This is a genomic window from Bifidobacterium canis (assembly GCF_009727065.1).
GTDB classification, from domain to species: domain Bacteria; phylum Actinomycetota; class Actinomycetes; order Actinomycetales; family Bifidobacteriaceae; genus Bifidobacterium; species Bifidobacterium canis.
Window position 1 is genome coordinate 356,239 of record NZ_WNLP01000002.1, and the last position, 17,262, is coordinate 373,500.

General features: G+C 55.9%; 10 protein-coding genes and 2 tRNA genes. 9 read left to right on the forward strand and 3 right to left on the reverse strand.

Annotated features, from left to right (window positions below):
* Positions 1 to 199 precede the first annotated feature (199 nt).
* The 4 genes from GSD1FS_RS03855 (at position 200) to GSD1FS_RS03875 (ending at position 9,655) form a co-directional block, all read left to right on the forward strand.
* Entirely contained in the window at positions 200 to 4,066 is a 3,867-nt protein-coding gene (locus GSD1FS_RS03855) for a Spy0128 family protein (protein ID WP_155588445.1), read from the forward strand.
* 404 nt (positions 4,067 to 4,470) lie between these two features.
* Positions 4,471 to 6,333, forward strand: a complete 1,863-nt coding sequence (locus tag GSD1FS_RS03860) for a hypothetical protein (RefSeq protein ID WP_155588446.1) — start codon at positions 4,471 to 4,473, stop codon at positions 6,331 to 6,333.
* Positions 6,334 to 6,541: 208 nt separating this feature from the next.
* Complete coding sequence (locus GSD1FS_RS03870) at positions 6,542 to 7,177, forward strand: DUF7601 domain-containing protein (protein WP_155588447.1); 636 nt, start codon at positions 6,542 to 6,544, stop codon at positions 7,175 to 7,177.
* 984 nt (positions 7,178 to 8,161) lie between these two features.
* On the forward strand, positions 8,162 to 9,655 hold the full coding sequence (locus GSD1FS_RS03875) for a collagen-binding domain-containing protein (protein ID WP_196425020.1): 1,494 nt from the start codon (positions 8,162 to 8,164) through the stop codon (positions 9,653 to 9,655).
* Positions 9,656 to 10,284: 629 nt separating this feature from the next.
* Here GSD1FS_RS03875 and GSD1FS_RS03880 read toward each other — a convergent pair.
* Positions 10,285 to 10,842 (reverse strand): GtrA family protein, encoded by a 558-nt coding sequence (locus tag GSD1FS_RS03880; protein WP_343030187.1) that lies wholly within the window; start codon positions 10,840 to 10,842, stop codon positions 10,285 to 10,287.
* Between the two features lie 129 nt (positions 10,843 to 10,971).
* Positions 10,972 to 11,910 carry a hypothetical protein gene (locus GSD1FS_RS03885; protein WP_155588450.1) on the reverse strand — a complete coding sequence of 313 codons (939 nt, stop codon included), beginning with the start codon at positions 11,908 to 11,910 and terminating at the stop codon, positions 10,972 to 10,974.
* 249 nt (positions 11,911 to 12,159) lie between these two features.
* Between GSD1FS_RS03885 and GSD1FS_RS03890 the strand changes: the two genes are divergently transcribed.
* A complete protein-coding gene (locus tag GSD1FS_RS03890; protein ID WP_155588451.1) occupies positions 12,160 to 12,507 on the forward strand; it encodes a phenylpyruvate tautomerase MIF-related protein in 348 nt (115 codons plus the stop codon).
* A gap of 81 nt (positions 12,508 to 12,588) precedes the next feature.
* On the opposite strand, the gene GSD1FS_RS03895 is transcribed toward GSD1FS_RS03890, so the two are convergent.
* The gene (locus tag GSD1FS_RS03895; protein ID WP_155588452.1) at positions 12,589 to 13,251 is read right to left on the reverse strand and encodes a histidine phosphatase family protein; all 663 of its coding nucleotides are present in this window, start codon (positions 13,249 to 13,251) and stop codon (positions 12,589 to 12,591) included.
* 333 nt (positions 13,252 to 13,584) lie between these two features.
* Here GSD1FS_RS03895 and GSD1FS_RS03900 point away from each other — a divergent pair, with 333 nt between their 5' ends.
* From GSD1FS_RS03900 to GSD1FS_RS03915, 4 genes are all read left to right on the forward strand, one after another.
* Positions 13,585 to 15,009 (forward strand): MFS transporter, encoded by a 1,425-nt coding sequence (locus GSD1FS_RS03900; RefSeq protein WP_155588453.1) that lies wholly within the window; start codon positions 13,585 to 13,587, stop codon positions 15,007 to 15,009.
* Positions 15,010 to 15,077: 68 nt separating this feature from the next.
* Positions 15,078 to 16,646, forward strand: a complete 1,569-nt coding sequence (gene gltX / locus GSD1FS_RS03905) for a glutamate--tRNA ligase (protein WP_155588454.1) — start codon at positions 15,078 to 15,080, stop codon at positions 16,644 to 16,646.
* 248 nt (positions 16,647 to 16,894) lie between these two features.
* Positions 16,895 to 16,967 (forward strand) — tRNA-Glu (locus tag GSD1FS_RS03910).
* 35 nt (positions 16,968 to 17,002) lie between these two features.
* Positions 17,003 to 17,077: transfer RNA gene (locus GSD1FS_RS03915), tRNA-Gln, on the forward strand.
* Positions 17,078 to 17,262: the final 185 nt, after the last annotated feature.

Here is a 17,262-nt window from a genome sequence, read left to right on the forward strand (position 1 = left end):
TTCGTTGAACGAAAAACTAACACAAGAAATGTTACTTTTGGCTTTCACAATTTCTCTACAAGAGTAGAATCGAGCTTAACCGCTTAACTTACAGCTGAATGTGACACGTGGTTGTGTTACTCGTGATGTCGACTTCGGGTGGAGAACTGCAAGTTGCGGTGAAGAGAGAAGAGCTGGAAGATCGACGGACGGAGTAGTCATGAAGATTCGGCAAGGCATAGTGAGTGCACTCGTGGCGCTTGCGCTGCCACTGACATTAGGCGTGTTCCCGCTGAGTGCTTCAGCCGAAGAAATCGGCTCGACCGCTTCACCGACGCAAAGCGCGCAAGGCGATGCAAACACAGGCAATACTGCTGACGCACCTACGGCTGGCGACGGCGATTCCGCAGACCAGAACAACAGTGCGGCTGACTTCGAAGGCAATGACGTGGGAACCGATGCGGGCAATGGAGAGACGTCCGCATCGGATGCCCCTGGTTCGGCACCCAATGCGTCCGACGCCACTGACGCCGCCGATTCCCAAGATTCCGCAGACGTTGCCGATTCTGCTGATGCAGCGGAAGCCGCAAATTCGGCAGACGCAAACTCGAGCGGCTCGAGCAACAAGGCAAAGGCCAACGCCGATGCCCAGCCTGCCGCCGATTCCGGCGACAAGCACCCGAACATCGTTTACAAGCCATTCCGCCAGTGGTTGCTCGATTCGCCGAAGAGCCAATACACCGACGAAAACGGCAACGCCTACACATATTCGACGCTCGGCATGATCCTCTCGAACTACAACGTGTTCACGCCGGGCGACCTCCGCAGCACCCACATCGTGGGCCCGGTCGCGGTCGGTGGCTTCGCAACCGGCTTCGGCCAGTTCGCCAGCAGCGCCAAAGCCCAGGACTTCGACGCATTCCAACGCTGCATGCAGCACTTGGAGAGCGAAGGCAAGAACGGCGTGACCGATGTGCAAGACTGCCTCGTCGACCCGAACGCAGAAGGCGCGCCGTCCAACACCACATATAAGAACTATTCCGAGACGAATCTGCCTCTCGGCAACGGCGGAGTGTGGAATGTGCCGTCGTTCGTCAACGGTCCACTCGTCGAAACCACCGAAGAACGCTGGCCCGACCAGCTCGGCGGCATCTCGGGCGTCACCTATTCCAACAAAGACACGGTGCCGTTCTATGCCGGCGAGACGAACCAGACCGACCCGTTCCTCGCGCTCAAATATTTGGAAGACGCCGATTCCTACGAGATCTTCGGCAATGGCAAAATCGTGTTCGACGACAATTGGCTCGACTTCGACTCGGTGATGAACGAGATCAAAGAAGAATCTCAGGCCATGGCCGATGAAGCCGGCCAAGTGCAGGTGAGGGTTGAGCAATGCAATGAGAACGGCAATACGCTGTGCCTGCGCTCTTCCGATGAGACCAAAGTGAAAGTGGACTCGAATATTGGGAATATGAAGATCGTCATCGCGCCAGGCGCGCATGTGACGATCAAGGACGATGCGAATTTCGAGGCATACCGAGAGCTGCTCAGCAAGAACAATCGCCCGTTCAATGTGCGCATTGTGAAAGATCCGAACAGCGAACTCGTGAACATGCCCGACACGATCATCAACTTCGTTGGAGAGGGCGGTAGCTCCGATGCTCGATTGCCAGGCGTGATCTTCGTCGACAGATTCGATGTGGACGCGCAGATGGTGCAAGGCATCGGCACCGACGAGCAAGCGCCCGGCATTCCGATCATCTTCAACTTCCCGAATGTCACCGGCACCATCGATTTCGACCCGGACGGCGTGCGCTCGGGCACGCAGTACGGTCACGTGGTCGCTCCGAACGCAGACATCAACATGTTCTGCACGTCCGGCAACTTCAACGGCAGGTATATCGCGAAGAATATCGCAGTCAACGGCGAAGGTCACATGTGGCCATACAGTGGCCGTCTGCTGGCGTCTGTGCCAGACTCCACCGGCATCCACGCCAATAAGCAACTGCTCTATGGCACACTGAACGGCGGCGACTTCACGTTCACGCTGCAGCTCACCGGCGACTCGCTGAGCAAGCCGGAGGAGAAGCAGAACGACAAAGACGGCAACGTAGACTTCAGCTTCGAGTTCAACGACGGCAACTGGAGCAAGGGCACCGACGTCGCCGGCGAAGATAATACAAAAGACTTCTCGTTCACACTCAAAGAGAAGATTGACAGCGCGAGCTGCGGCACCGACGTCGGCAAAGTCACCTGCGACAATAGCGAGTTCAAAGTGACGGTGCGCGTGCAGAAAACGGAGACTAATGCCGGCAACACCACGACGGCCGAATACAAAGTGCTCAGCACCACGTATGCGAGAGTCAAGGATTCCGCTGGCAACGCCGTCGACGCGGACGCACAGAAGCCGACTACCTCGACGCCACTGTTCACCAACGTGCGTAACCGCGAACTCAAGACGAGCACGCAGTTCGGTTTCGACAAATATGTGGACAGCGAGAAACTCAGTTCCGCCGCGGATAACACGACGTTCGAGTTCGCGCTTCGCCCAGCCAAAGCTGTCGGCACGAAAGACGATTTCACCGTTGACACGCCAATGCCGAAGGCCGCCGACTGTGCGCGTACTACAAAACTCGCCGTTCCGCTCTACGGCAGCGACGGCAAGCCGGTGACTGAGGGCGAAGGTGACGCCGCGAAGCAAGTCACCGTGCAGGTCGACGCTTGCGTGGTGAAGAACGGCGCGCTGAAATCTCAAGAACAGGGTGGCGTGCAGCACAACATCTGGTTCCCGTCGATCGAATACACCCGCACCGGCCGCTATGACTACATAGTGACGGAGATTCCCGGCGATGACGCCGATATGACTTACGATTCGCTCGAACACAGCATCTCAGTCACCGTCACGGAGAACTCGAACGGCGACTTGTCTGCCACGTCGACGATCTTCGATCAGTCGCATATCAATTTCCGCAACTACAACAAGGCGCACACAGATCTGCATTTCACCAAATATGTGGATCACGCTCTGCTCGGCGACGCCGATGACACGAGCTACGTGTTCGACTTGTTCGCGGCGCAGAAAACTGCCGACGGCAAGCTCGTTAAAGCGAAAGACGATGACGGCAAAGACAAAGAGGCGGTGTGCACAGTGCGCAATCTGGGCAGCGCGGTCGACTTCAGTGCGGGCAAGTGCGGTGACGCGCTGACCTACGAGAACGAGGGCGACTACTACTACATCGCCACAGAGCGCACGGGCGGCGACCCATATTTGTGGTACGACCAGCTCGAAGACGGCACAAACGCCAAGATCGAGCACTATGTGCACGTTGCAGTGACCAAAGAAAACGAGAAATACAAGGTCAGCACGGTCACGTATGCGATGTCGACGGCGTGCTCGGCGGGTGAGGACGGCACTGTGCCTGAGTCGTGCCCTGCGGAAGCGAAGATATTCAACAATAATCACAAGCCGGTGCCATTCGAGATTCGCAAAGCAGTGAAGGAGCTGAACGGAACCGCTCCGGCAGATGCTGAGTTCACGTTCAAAGTGACATTCTTCGCGAGGAACTCGAATTCCGTGCCGCTCTATGAGCAGGGCACCGAGCTCGCATACACGGTGACAACCGCTGCGCAAGGTGGCGAAGAGCCTGTTGTTGAAACAAAATCTGCGATTGTTGCGGAAGACGGTTCGGTGACGTTCGCTATCACCGCCGCGCAGACCGCTCGCTTCACACAGATTCCGTATGAGACGGTGTTCGAGATAGAAGAGCTCGTTGATAATCTGCCGATCGGATTCACCGGCGTATCGATGGTGAGCAGCAACGGCTACACCGGCAAGAACAAAACTGCCGAGCAGACGGTGAACGGCAAAACCACGCAGGTGACAGTTCCCGCGATCACGCGAGATCAGTGGGCGAAGGTGGCGTATGGCACGGTGGTCACAGTCACTGCGACCAATGAATACGCGGTCTACCGCCTGCCGATGTCGGGCGGTGCGGGCGCGAACATCAATCTGCTCGCGCTGGGCGTGGCGGTCGTGTGCGCAGGACTCTTCCTCAGCGTGCGGTTCGCGAAGGAGTCGCGAGCGTGAGGGTGAGCGTGCGGCTGTAGTTCGAGCCGCAATATCGCGCAAGGCGTCTTGTTCACTTCGGTTGTCGAAGTGAACAAGACGCCTTTTTATTTTTGGTGTGCAGGCGCGGGTAAATATAAATAATTTATAGTTAAATAAATAAAAATTTATATATATGTGCGTGCGAGAAAGCGCATTTTGCTTACTGAGACGTATTATTCACGAGCTGGAATAGTTTGTGTGGATTATGTGAAAGCGCGAAAATCTTCTGTAAATATCTCGTATTATTGCCAGTAATTCCGTTCATATGGAGAATGTGAATACATATCTCCGATGACTTTGCGTGCGCGGACAGGCAACTGTGTGCGCAAAGACAGGCTTTGGGGAGTGCCGCGTTCGTCGGAGAGCGGATATAAGGAGAAACGGTGGCACCGAACAAGGGTACCTTCGATCTGCGCAAATGGAGATGCGGCAAGATCGACAAGCTGAGCGCGCCGGCGAAGCGTTTTCTGACGACTGTGGAGAGTATCGTCATCACGCTCGCGCTGATCGCGTCTCTGGGGATTGCGTCCCCACTGATGGCTTCGGGCGTTGAACCAAGCCCTGAGGCCGCAGTGGGTGTGATTGGGCAAGATGAAGCCACGGGAATCGACAACGACGAGTGCGTCGAATCCGAAGACGGTGGTGATCTCGAATGCGAGACCACCACCGCTCCTGGCTCGGATGGTGGCAATGGTGCGGGCAGTGGCTCTGACTCTGGGGATTCTGCCAATACAGGCGGCGCTGGCACAGGCGGCGCTAATGGGAGCGCTGTGGATTCCGCTGGCACGGGTGACGAAAGCGACGTTGATGACGATGACGCCGATGACGCCGATGACGCCGAAGCCGCCGACACCAGCGATACTGCCGAAAACGATACAGACAAAGAATCGGGTAAAGACGGCGATGAGAAGTCTGACGATGCCGATGTCGACAAGTCGGATAAAGACAAGGAAAAGGCATCAAAAGCTGAAGCGACAACGGATAACACGTTTGAAAAAGATGGTGGTCAGCTGAATCTCGGCTACCTCTTCTCTCACTACAACGTCATTTCCGTTGGTGACGCAGCGCTGGGGCATACTGTTGGACCCGTGCTGATTGGTGGTGATCTGAAGAGCAGCATCGACATCGGTGGTGGTGTGGACACGACGTATGAAGAAGATGGTCGTGAGAAAGAGGGCGGCTATGTGCACAAAGGTCACACATACATTCAGGGTGATGGGTCAAGCTTGACCGGTTTGAAGCCACACAATAGTGCTATTAACTTGTATCTGGGCACACAAAACATCGGTCGCGTAAATGTCGGCCAGCTCTTCCCCGATGGTGACAAGAATGGTTCTGTGCTGTTCACCGATGACTATCTCGACTTTACCAATGTGCAAAGTAAGGCTATTCAAAAATCTGCAGACATCGCGAATGACGCTATTGACTTGGGCATGACCATCAGAGGTGAGTCCTTTGATTTTGCTGAAGGTGTTGAGGATGTATATGCGTGGCAAAATGGTAAAAAGCTGATCCTTAAAGCTGGAAGATCGTATAAAATCACTGCTGCCGTCATGAATAGTCTTGGCGGAAGTGCTTTTGATGAGATTATTATCGATGCATCAGGTGTAGTCGGCGTTGACGGATCCATCTACCAAGGCGGTGATGCCTCAAAACTTCCTGAGACAACGATTACCGTCACCGGGGAGGGCTCAATAACTCTCCCGCAAATAAAACAGGTACGCTACAAAGATGCGACAGGGGAACCGCAGGTCGTAGAGCTCCCAAATGCAAGTGGCAGTGGCGATAAACAGGCGGCCAAAGGCCTTCCGCTTGTCTTTAATGCTCCAGATGCTGGAAAAGCTACAACTCAGAATTCACCGTTCTTCGGCCATGTTATCGCCCCGAAGGCTCAAGGTAACGCCAGCGGCGACTACAACGGTTGCTGGCTCGTTGCTTCGATGGAAGCTTCTGCCCAAGGCCATATGTGGCCATATAACGGCAAGACGCTTTACCCAACAACTACCGAGTTTAAGGCGAAAAAGTACCTTTACGATGCGGAAGGCAAGCGGCTGCCTTCATTGGAAGGGTATGAGTTTCAGTTCGAACTTTGGGATCTCAAGAACGATAGAGATGGTGCCAACGCAACTGAACCGGATCCGGAGAAAAACACATTCTGCTTGACACGGCTACTGCAAAGAAAAATGGCGATATTGAGTTCAAGACGAAACCGACATATACGAAAACTGACACGTACCATTATCTGATTGTCGAGAGGATGCCCACCCAAGCGGAAACGCAGAAAATGAGGGCAAAACATCCGAATGTTGAACTTGTCTACGATACGCATGTAGAGCATATCACTGTGGAAGTGACGTCTGAGATGATCAACGGTGAGGAACACTTCAATGCAGGTGTCACCGTGAGACCATTGAAGAAGCCGATACCGAAAATCAAAATGGGCAACGTGATACCGTGCAAACTGACGGCACAACTATGATCATTTTTGAAAATCGTATGCGGGAGCGCGAAACACCGAAAGCTCAGTTGAACCTGACGAAGGAAATGGCGAGCGGCCAGGACGCGGACGCCAACCAGGAATTCGATTTTGATGTCACGCTGTATGTGCCGGATGGGACGGGCACTTCTGACCATTACGCCATGCAAAAGAACGACGCCACCGAAGTAACTCGCGTGGATTTCGCAAGTTCGGATTCTGGGTGCCCGTCAGATTTGAACGGCTGTACGGTGCAAACAAGCACTGTTTCACTCAAAGTAGGCGATACCCTCAAGCTGATTGATTTGCCGGATGGCGCGAGGTATGAGATCCGTGAACAAGAAACCGAAGGATATGAGATTGATCATTTCAGTGGGGCTTGCGACGCAAGTGGAACCGCTGATCCTTGTACGGGCACATTGACTGCCGATGCGGAGAATGGTGTGTCTGTTACGGCAACCAACAGGCAGAGCAAAGTCGAGCTGTTGCTGCCGTCGGCGGGCGGTCGCGCGAACCCGCTGATGACCGCAATGTTCGGCTTGGGCATCGTCTTCGCCGGACTGCTGATCGCAGTGATCTACGCGCGCAGAAGCGGCTTCACCCCACTGCAGTAGTAGCGCTTTCGCCGCAGTCAGATGCGGGTCAGTTAACTCTTCGCAACGTTAACTGACCCGCATCTTCGCATAATTATGGGTCAGTTAACATCTATGCCAGTTAACTGACTCACACATCTGCCTAACTGCGGGCGAGTTAACTGCCACTCCGGTTAACTGACCCATATTCTCCACTACTTGCGGCTCAGTTAACAAGCATGCAGGTTAACTGACCCACGGCTAACTACCCACACTGCGTTGCCAACTACGTTGCCTAAGTGCGTGTTGTCTAATCCGAGTAGACAACACGCGTACTTTGGTGTGCTGATATGTACATGTTGTCTAACGGTGGTAGTCAATACGCACAGTTTGGCGAGTCAATATGTGCATGTTGTATACCACGGATATGCAACATGTATAAATTCGGCGGCAAAATATGCATGTTGTCGAAGATGGGTAGACGATATGCGCAGGCCGGTGCCCTATACGTTCCACGCGTGCATGTTGTCTAAGCTGAGTAGGCAACATGTGCATTTTGGCGAGTCAATATGTGCATGTTGTCTACCGTAGATAGTCAATATGTACAGTTTGCCCCAGTGATCTGAACGTGTTGTCTAATGCAGGTATACAACATGCACGTTTCGGTGCCTCGATATATACATGTTGTCTAACGCAGATAGTCAACATGCACGCATGCAGCAGAAAGTGCGCGTATTGTCTGCTGGCGTTAGGCAACATGCACATGTTGCCAGTCCAGCACACGCACAAATTAGACAAACAGTTTTTAAATGTTCGGTTGTAGCGTAACCGGCTGGAAAACTTTCTGCATAAACGCGTTAGGCAGCTTCGCGGTAATCTGCATAATTAGCTAAATAACTATTTATTTGATTAGACAGAGTGTGTAATAACGTCTAATAATAGTGAAAATTGCTCCGTAAATTTACCTATTGCTGCGGGCTAGTGTAGTGGCTTTGTCAGCACATGCTCAAGAAGGGTAAGCATATCATGTCTGCGCACGCTCGCAATGGTCGCTCGCGTCGCCGCACAGCCACTGTTTCCGTGAACACGGTTTTGCTCAACGGAATATTCGCAGTGGCCGCCGTGGTCATGCTGATCTGCGCGTGCACATTGCTGCCCAGCGAAGCGGTGGCGCAAGAAAGCGCAGCGCTTTCGGCACCCTCGGCAGAGTCCGCGCACACGGAGACCACTGAGAATGCGAACGCAAACAATTCAGCGGACTCGACTCTCACGCAGAACAACGCAGCCTCTTCGTTGCTCGCGAGCGGCGGAACGCAGTGTTTGACGGGGAAGACGGGGGAGTCCGCATACGCATTCGAGCGAGAAGGTGGAACTTACACGCTCGACTACGTACTCAAACACTACAGCGTGCTGGTTGCGGGAGATCTGACCGGAGACTGGTCTTCCCACATCGTCGGCCCAGTGATTATCGGCGGCCTGTATGCGGCGAAAAACGGCGTGATCGGCAACGTTTCGCACACGGTGCCGTCGTTCATCGGCAAGATCTACGCTGAAGAAAACGGCACGGTGACGCGCACGCTCAACGACTTCAACGTGGATGATTCTCACAACGTGTATTTGGGATGCGAAACGCTTTCGAAACTCACGCTGGAGAGTTGGAGGAGTGTGGATTATCTGTTCGGCGGTGGTGCGAATCAGCACAACCGCCCGCACACGCTGTATACCAACCAATTCTTCGATTTCACGAAGATGGAGGCGCTCGCTGAGCAGGCGCGCACGCTCAATGCGAACTCGCGCGCGCTGCGCGTTGACGATTTCGCGCATCTGCCGGAAGGATTGACGCTTGAGACGGTGGGCGGCATGACGTCACTCGTCGTGCCTGCTGGCACGACGGTGCTTATGAGCGGTGAGGATCTGGGGAAGTACCCGATCGTGATTGACGCCGGCGAGACGAATGACGCAGTTAATCTCTCCGGCATGGCAGGCACGATTATCGCCACGGATGACTCCGGCTCGGTGACCGTTCCGGGATTCCGCGCCACGAAGGTTCGGCGTAACGGATCGACCGAATACGTGACCCCGACCGACGCACAGAGCTCCACCGGCATCTCACTGGTGTTTTCACTGCCGAATGCCACGAACGTTGCTACTGCCGGCTCTTCATACGGGCATATTGTGGCACCTTCGGCACAGGTGAAGCTGCAAGGCGGCTCACACAACGGCAGCGTGGTCGCACAGTCGTTGGATTCCGGCTCGGAGATTCGTTTGTGGCCTTACAGCGGCGATTTCGTCGTGCCGCCAACCGAGCCTGAGACTCCTGAGACGCCAACCACCCCAACTACGCCGACCACACCGGAAACGCCGGATCAGCCGAAAACTCCCGACGAGCCAGATCAGCCAACTACTCCGACAACGCCGACCACACCAACCGATGACACTGATGACGCGCAGGTCAGGCTACCCGACGCCGGTGGCCCTGGGCTCAATGTGCTGATTCCAGTCACAGGCAATCGCTTATAGTCATTGCCCTGACCGTATTCATGGTCATGCTGCGCCGAGATGCGCAAACCGTCTAACGTGAATAGACAACCTGCACAGCCGTACGTGCCAACATACGCATCCAACATACGCAGGTTGTCTACCAACATTAGACAACCTGACCAGTTTGGAATGCCTGTATGTGCATGTTGTCGAAGATGCATAGACAACATGCACATAATTCGGCAGCAAGGTGTGCATGTTGTATAAGCCGAGTAGTCAACTTGCACAGTTTTGGCGCCCAAAATGGCCATGTTGTCGATCTCTGATGGACAACATGCATATGTGGGATGCCGAAATGGTCATGTTGTCGAATATGAGTAGACAACGTGTGCAGCAGACTCTTATTTGGTCATAGTACCTAGCCTTGATAGACAACATGTACGATTCGTCACGCTGCTATGTGCATGTTGTCGAACATGAATAGACAACCTGACCAGTTTGGAATGCCTGTGTGTGCATGTTGTCGAAGATGAATAGACAACATGCACACTGGGTGAGCTTTACGTGCGCAGGTTGCCTAGCTTGGGTAGACAACCTGCATAGTTTGGGGCGCCGTTGTGGTCATGTTGTCGAATATGAGTAGACAACATGTTGCACATGCGGCGGAATCAGTCCCAGCCCTTGGGCGTGTGCTCGATGGACCACATGCCCAAGCGGTGCGCAAAGCTCTTCTCCCACTTGGCTTCCAGCTCTTCCTCGCTGAGCTCGTTGCCTTTGCGGTGCAGCTTGTTCATCGCGTTCGTGTGCGTGTCGTCGAGCAGCCACTTACGAATAATGAAGTTCCAGATCGAAACGATCACGGTGGCGATCAGTTTGCCGCCGTTTGTGCGCAGCAAATATTCACCGTGCTGCGTGACTGCGGCATTAGGGCTCATGCCATACGTCGACAGCCACAGAATCAGCATATTGATGAGCAGGCCGATCACTGCGGAGACAAAGAAGATCAGAATCTCCATCCACCTCGCCATATCCGGGCGATGCTTGAACACATATTTCATGCTGGCCAAGTAATTGAACACCAGTGAAATGAGGAAGGAGATAGTGCCGGCGATCACATTGTTCATATGGAACAAGCCGACCAACAGATTGAGAATACCCCAATCGATCAGGAAGGCGATAATGCCAACAACGCCGAACTTCAGAATCTGTTCAATCAGTTTTCGCACGCTTCGATCATACAAGGCACTCTGCCGCAGTGCTTGGCAAGCGCAGCACACTGCGGCAGAGACTATGGCAAATCATGGCAGATTGATCAGCGCGCGAAATCCTCGCACATAAACCGGCGAGCGTGCGAACTACAGCTCGACTTCCGGCTTCGACGAATCATCTTTGACATGCGCGAACTTGGCTGCCAGAGCTTCCTTGTTCTTACGCTCGTCCTCTTCCTTCGCAGCGCGCTTGGCTTCCTCGGGATCCCACAGAATATCTTCGCGATGCTTCTTCCACTCCGCGCTCGCCAGCGGCAGCAACGCCTGGGCGAGCACGATGGTCGAATCTGCAATGCTGGTGTCGCCGTTCGGTGTGGCATACGCGGTGAGCAGACCGTGGAACTGGTCTGCGGTCAGGCACAAGCGTGGCACCGATGCAATCTCTGCGAGTTCATTGACCAGCAGAATAACCGGCAAACTGTCTTTTTCGAACACTTGCACGCGATCTTCCGGAGCGCCGCCGGCACGCGGAGTATCCCAGCCGATTTGCTGCTTGATCTGCGCGCGAATCTCACGCAGCATGCGCGAGAACACGAGCAGAATCGCGGCGAAACGATGCGCAATATCAGTGTTATCTGCAGTGTGCTGCTTCACATATTCGCTGAAATCGCCCAGAATCTCGCGAATCTGTGCTTGGGTGTGGTCGTCCCAGTCAACGGAAAGCGTCTTCGCAGCGTCGAACAGCAGTGCGGGGTCTTGAGTCTGCGAATAATCCTCAGTCTGCTCGTACGCGTCGTTAGCGGAGAGCAGAGCGTCGACGATCGACTGTGGGCGGCCCGGAATCTCGTCCGCGCCCTCATACACGAACTCGGCGTCGGGCATCGTCACCTGCTCGCCGGTCAGTATTTGCGCCATTGCGAGCGTGATGCGAACCTGCAGATTCTCGGCATATTTCACGTCGTTATCCATGCGTTCCGCCGATGTGAGCGGCCACAATCCGGTCAGTTCCTCACCACTGTGTGAGGCGATTGCCATTTCGGGCAACGCTGCAATCTGCTCGACTATCTGCTCGCTGTCAAAAGCCATAATATACCTCGCTTCTCGCGTTCCCGCGCGGTCTTCAGCCATACCAATGATAGGCGAAAACGCGCGGGCGTGCGTGAATCCGCGAAATCTTCGCAGCGCATATTCGCGGCGCGCTGCTGTGCACAACTTGCGTTGACGTGCATTTAAGAGAACACTAAGAGGCAGCGGCACACCGCGCGTGCGGCGGCGTGCTCAGGCAAGAAATAATTCAATATTCACAAATTCACAGTATTCAACGGAGGAGTTGCAATGCCAGTTATTCACACCCATGTTTCCGTCCCGACCACCAAAGAGCAGCGCGACACGCTCAAGTCACTGTACGGGCAGGCGATTCCAGCTGTGCCAGGCAAGTCCGAGGGCTGGCTCATGTGCATTTTCGAAGATAATCTGCCGATGTATTTCGGCGGCGACGACTCCGCGCCGGTCGCGTATGTGGAAGTCAACGTGTTCGGATCTTCGGTGCCGAAGAGCGCGTGGGAGAAGCTCACGCCGGCGATTATGGGCGCGCTCGGAGACACGCTGCAGATTCCCGCCGACCGCACATATATTCGCTACACTGCGACGCCGGACTGGGGTTGGAACGGCGGGAATTTCTAGTAATTCTTCGCTACATACTAGTTGCGCTGGCTGTGCTTCGCACACAGCCAGCGTTTATTTTGCGGAGTTATTCGCGCAGACTTATTTACTGCACGTCTTTGGCGGGTCGACGTAGGTGATCGACAGCACTTCGCCGGTTTGCGAGTCGTAGGTGATCGACGTCACCGACGCGAGCGCCGTCTTGCGCAGCAGCATATTGTGCTCGGGGTGGCCGGTTTCGAGCAGGTGACGGTACGACCAGATTGGCGACTCGTGCGTCACCACAATGATCTGCTGGCCGGGGTATTCGCGCACTTTCTCTTGCGCGAAGTTCTGCACGCGCGCCGCAATCGACTTGTAGCTCTCGCCCCAGCTCGGTTTCCACAGATTACTCACCAGTTTGAGATTGCGCGGCCTCCACAGCGCGCCCTCACCGTGGCCGATGCGCGTGCCGCGGAACTCGTTGCCGGCTTCGATCAAGCGGTCGTCGGTCAGCAGTTCCAATGATTCCTGCCCGCGCTCGCTGCGCACGGCGTTGAGTTTGAGCAGAATCTCGTTCGCGGTTTCGCGCGTGCGGTCGAGCGGCGACGAGTAGACGGCGACCGCGGTGTTCATCTGCGGACTGTTCGCGATGTATGCGCCGGTCGCCTGCGCCATGCGCTGCCCGCGCGCGGAGAGGTGGAAGTCGGGGAGTCGCTCATACAACAGATGATCGGGATTGTAGACTTTGCCGTGCCTGACGAAGTTGATGGTCGTCGCGGTCATTCGAACTCCTTGTGTGTTGCGGCTGCTTTTGCTCTCTCGCGACCAATATATATGGTGGTCGATAGGCCGCAAAAAATTTTCCAAAATTTTTTCTTCTCACCCCAATGTACCGCGTGTTGCGAGGGGTGGTGTCTGTAATGTTGCCATGTTTGCCAAAACAATGCATTTTCGAGGCTCTCACAACACCTCGGCAATGCGCGCAAACACAAGCAACACTGCGCGCAAAAATGCGCGCAACAACAATCCACCCCACCAATCCGGGCGTCGCCGCAATACAACGAGGTGACGTGCATGCCGGTGGCCGGGGTTTGACGCAGAAAGGAGCGGCAGCAAATGAGTTTCAATGTGATCGCCGGAGCGCGGGATATTGGTCGTCGAGTATTCGGTGGGTACGCGCAGCTATTGCGCATACCGCACACTGCACGGTTCGCCGTGGGGTCAGTGATCGCCTGCATGCCGTTCCCGATGGTGGGCATGACGATGACGATCATGACCCAGCAATACTACGGCAACTATTCGCTTGCCGGCGCACTCACCGCAGTGCAGGCGATTTCCGGCGCGGTGTTCGGGCCATTGCTCGGCACGCTCGTCGACCGCTTCGGCCAACGGCAGGTGTCGATTCCCACGATCGTCGTGTGGATGATCGCCGCCGTCTCGTTCGTCAGCTGCGTGAGCGCACGCGTGGCACCATGGATTCTGTTCTGCATCGTGCCGTTCTTCGCCGCCGTCCCACCGTGGGGCGCGATGAGCCGCGCTCGCTGGACGTACCTGATGGGCAACGACAGGCAGGGCGTCAACCGCGCGCTTTCGCTGTCCGGCGTGTTCGACGAGGCGATGTGGGTGGTGGGCAATCCGCTCGCGTCCACGCTCGCCGTGATCTCCGGCTTCCTTGCGATGTCGTTCACCGGCGTGTGCGTGATCATTGGCGCGCTCATGTTCCTCACTGAAATGACCACGTGCCCGCCGAGCCAGACCGATTTGGCGCGCGAAGCTGGGCTCACGCGCAAGGAGTTCCGTGAGCGCGAGGCTGAGAAGGCGCGTCTCGCACGCGCGCAGAGTGCCGCCGAAGACGCTCGCGTGCACGCTGCATCGCAGGGACTGACCGCCGAGCAGATCGACGCCGCCGCGCGCGACGCATACGATCGCTCGATGAGCGGCGTCAAGGATTCGATCTGGGGCCCTGGCCTGATCGCCGTGTGCGCCACATGGTTCGGCTTGGGCGCGTTCCAGTCGGCTGCCGGCATTTCGATTATTGCGTTCGCCACCGAAGCGAATATGAAGCAATACACGGGCTTTGTGTTCGCGTGCTTCTCGATTTCGTCGCTGACCGGCGCGCTGCTGTATGGTGCGAAAAACTGGACGATTCCGTTGTGGAAGCGCTTCTACGTGTGCTTGGCGGTGCTCAACATTGGCATCGGATCGTTCTTGTTCGCCAAGCATCTGTGGGTGATCATGGTGATCTATTTGATCATCGGCGTATGCCAGTCGCCGACGTGGATCAACGGCAACCAGCTGATGCTGCACCTTGTTCCACAGACGCGTTTCACGGAAGGCATGGCGTGGATGGGCGCGATGAACTCGATCGGTGGCTCCGCTGGATCCGCGATCGCAGGCGTCTTCATCGACCGCGCTGGCTCGCACGGCGGTTTCGCCGTGGTCACTGTGCTCGCGCTCGTGTCGCTCGCGATCGCTCTGCTCGGTTTCAAGCAGATCAAGACGAGCACGGAGACGCCGGTGCTCACTGAGATTTCCGCGTAATATTCCGCACGATTGTTTTCGCTGTGGCGCGTGCTGGCACGTCTGCCGCGCGCGCCACAATAGACAACATGACTGAAGCTGCAAAAACCGAAGAATCTGTAACCGAAAACCACGAGCACGTCAAGCCTGAGCTGCCGAAGGACGTGCGTGTGCGTTTCTGCCCGTCTCCGACCGGCATTCCGCACGTCGGCATGGTGCGCACCGCGCTGTTCAACTGGTCTGAGGCGCGTCACACTGGCGGCACGTTCGTGTTCCGCATCGAAGACACCGATGCGCAGCGTGACTCCGAAGAGAGTTTCAATCAGATTATCGAGGCGCTGCAGTGGCTCGGCATCGACTGGGACGAGGGTGTCGGCGTCGGCGGACCTGACGGACCATACCGTCAGTCCGAGCGTGGCGAGATCTATGAGAATGTCGCACAGAAGCTGCTCGAAGCAGGCTATGCATATGAGTCGTTCTCCACGTCTGAAGAGATCGAGGCTCGCAACGAGGCTGCAGGACGCCCGAAGGCGTTCGGCTACGACGGCTACGACCGCAATCTGACCGAAGAGCAGAAGGCCGCGTTCCGCGCTGAGGGGCGCAAGCCGGCTCTGCGTATTCGCATGCCTGACGAAGACATCACGTTCAACGACTTGATTCGCGGCGACATCACGTTCAAGGCTGGCTCCGTGCCGGATTACGTGATCGTGCGCCCGAACGGTGACCCGCTCTACACGCTCACGAACCCGGTTGACGACGCACTCATGCGCATCAACGTGGTGCTGCGCGGCGAGGATCTGCTGAGCTCCACGCCACGCCAGATCGTGCTTTACCGTTACCTGATGGAGCTGGGCATCGCCAAGGAGATGCCGCTGTTCGGCCACTTGCCGTATGTGATGGGGCAGGGCAACAAGAAGCTTTCCAAGCGCGACCCGGAGTCGAACCTCTTCCTGCACCGCGAACACGGCTTCATCAAGGAAGGCCTGCTTAACTACCTGGCGCTGCTCGGATGGTCGATCGCACCGGATCGCGACATCTTCTCAATGGACGAGATGGTCGAGAAGTTCGATGTGCGCGACGTCAAGGCCAACCCTGCCCGCTTCGACATCGACAAGGCCATTTCGATCAACGCCGAACACATTCGCATGCTCGAACCGCTAGACTTCCTCGAGCGCTCGGTGCCATACCTGTTCCGTGACGGCGTGGTGAGCGCCGAGAGCTGGGATGCCCTGACCGATCGCGAACGCGAGATCCTCACGGCCGCCGCACCGCTCGTGCAGCCGCGCGTGCGCCTGCTCGGTGAAGTGGCTGGCATGGTCGGTTCTCTGCTTTCCGATGCCGACTACATCGCCCCAGAAGCCGACGCCAAGAAGCAGCTCAAGGCTTCGGCAGGCGAAGTGCTCGACGCCGCCATCGCCGCTCTGGACGCCGTTCCGGAAAGCGAATGGAAGACCGACAACCTGCACGAGACGCTGAACAAGGCGCTCGTGGAAGACGGCGGCTACAAGCCACGTCTCGCGTTCGGCCCTGTGCGCGTTGCGATGTCTGGCCGTCGCGTGTCCCCACCACTGTTCGAGTCCATGGAGATCGTCGGCAAGCCAGTGTCGATCGCACGCCTGCGCAACCTGCGCGAGCATCTGCCGGAAATTCAGGGCTGAACCTGTGCGTTGCCTCTTTCGCGATTGCGCGGAGAGGTGTATAGTCGCCAAGACCTTTTCAAGGTCTTGGCGCAGCCCTCATATATATTGAGCGAAAAGCGGCGGGCAAACCTTGGTTTGCCCGCCGCTTTTTCGTCGCGCAGACTGTCTAACCGCTATGCCTGCCGGTTTGTAAGCGACACGCCGAAGTTGCGCTAAAGGAAATTGTTGGCTATATTTCTTATCTGTTGCTTCAAGCAAGTGACGATGCCCCCATCGTCTAGCGGTCTAGGACTACGCCCTCTCACGGCGCCAACACCGGTTCAAATCCGGTTGGGGGTACGAGTTCAATCAGCATGCTGGTTGAACCTGCCAATTGGGATATGGTGTAATTGGCAACACAGCTGATTCTGGTTCAGCCATTCTTGGTTCGAGTCCAGGTATCCCAGCCAATAAAACCTCCGCTTCGGCGGAGGTTTTATTTTTCCGCCAGCCTCTGCCGTCTTGCCGTCTCATACCTCTCGCTCTCCATCCCTCTATTTTGCTGGTGGGGATATGAAACCATTTTGGTCTCGAATATGCGGAATCTTTTTTCGTTGAAAAATAGCCATTTTTGTAATCTGTATATCTGCGGGTA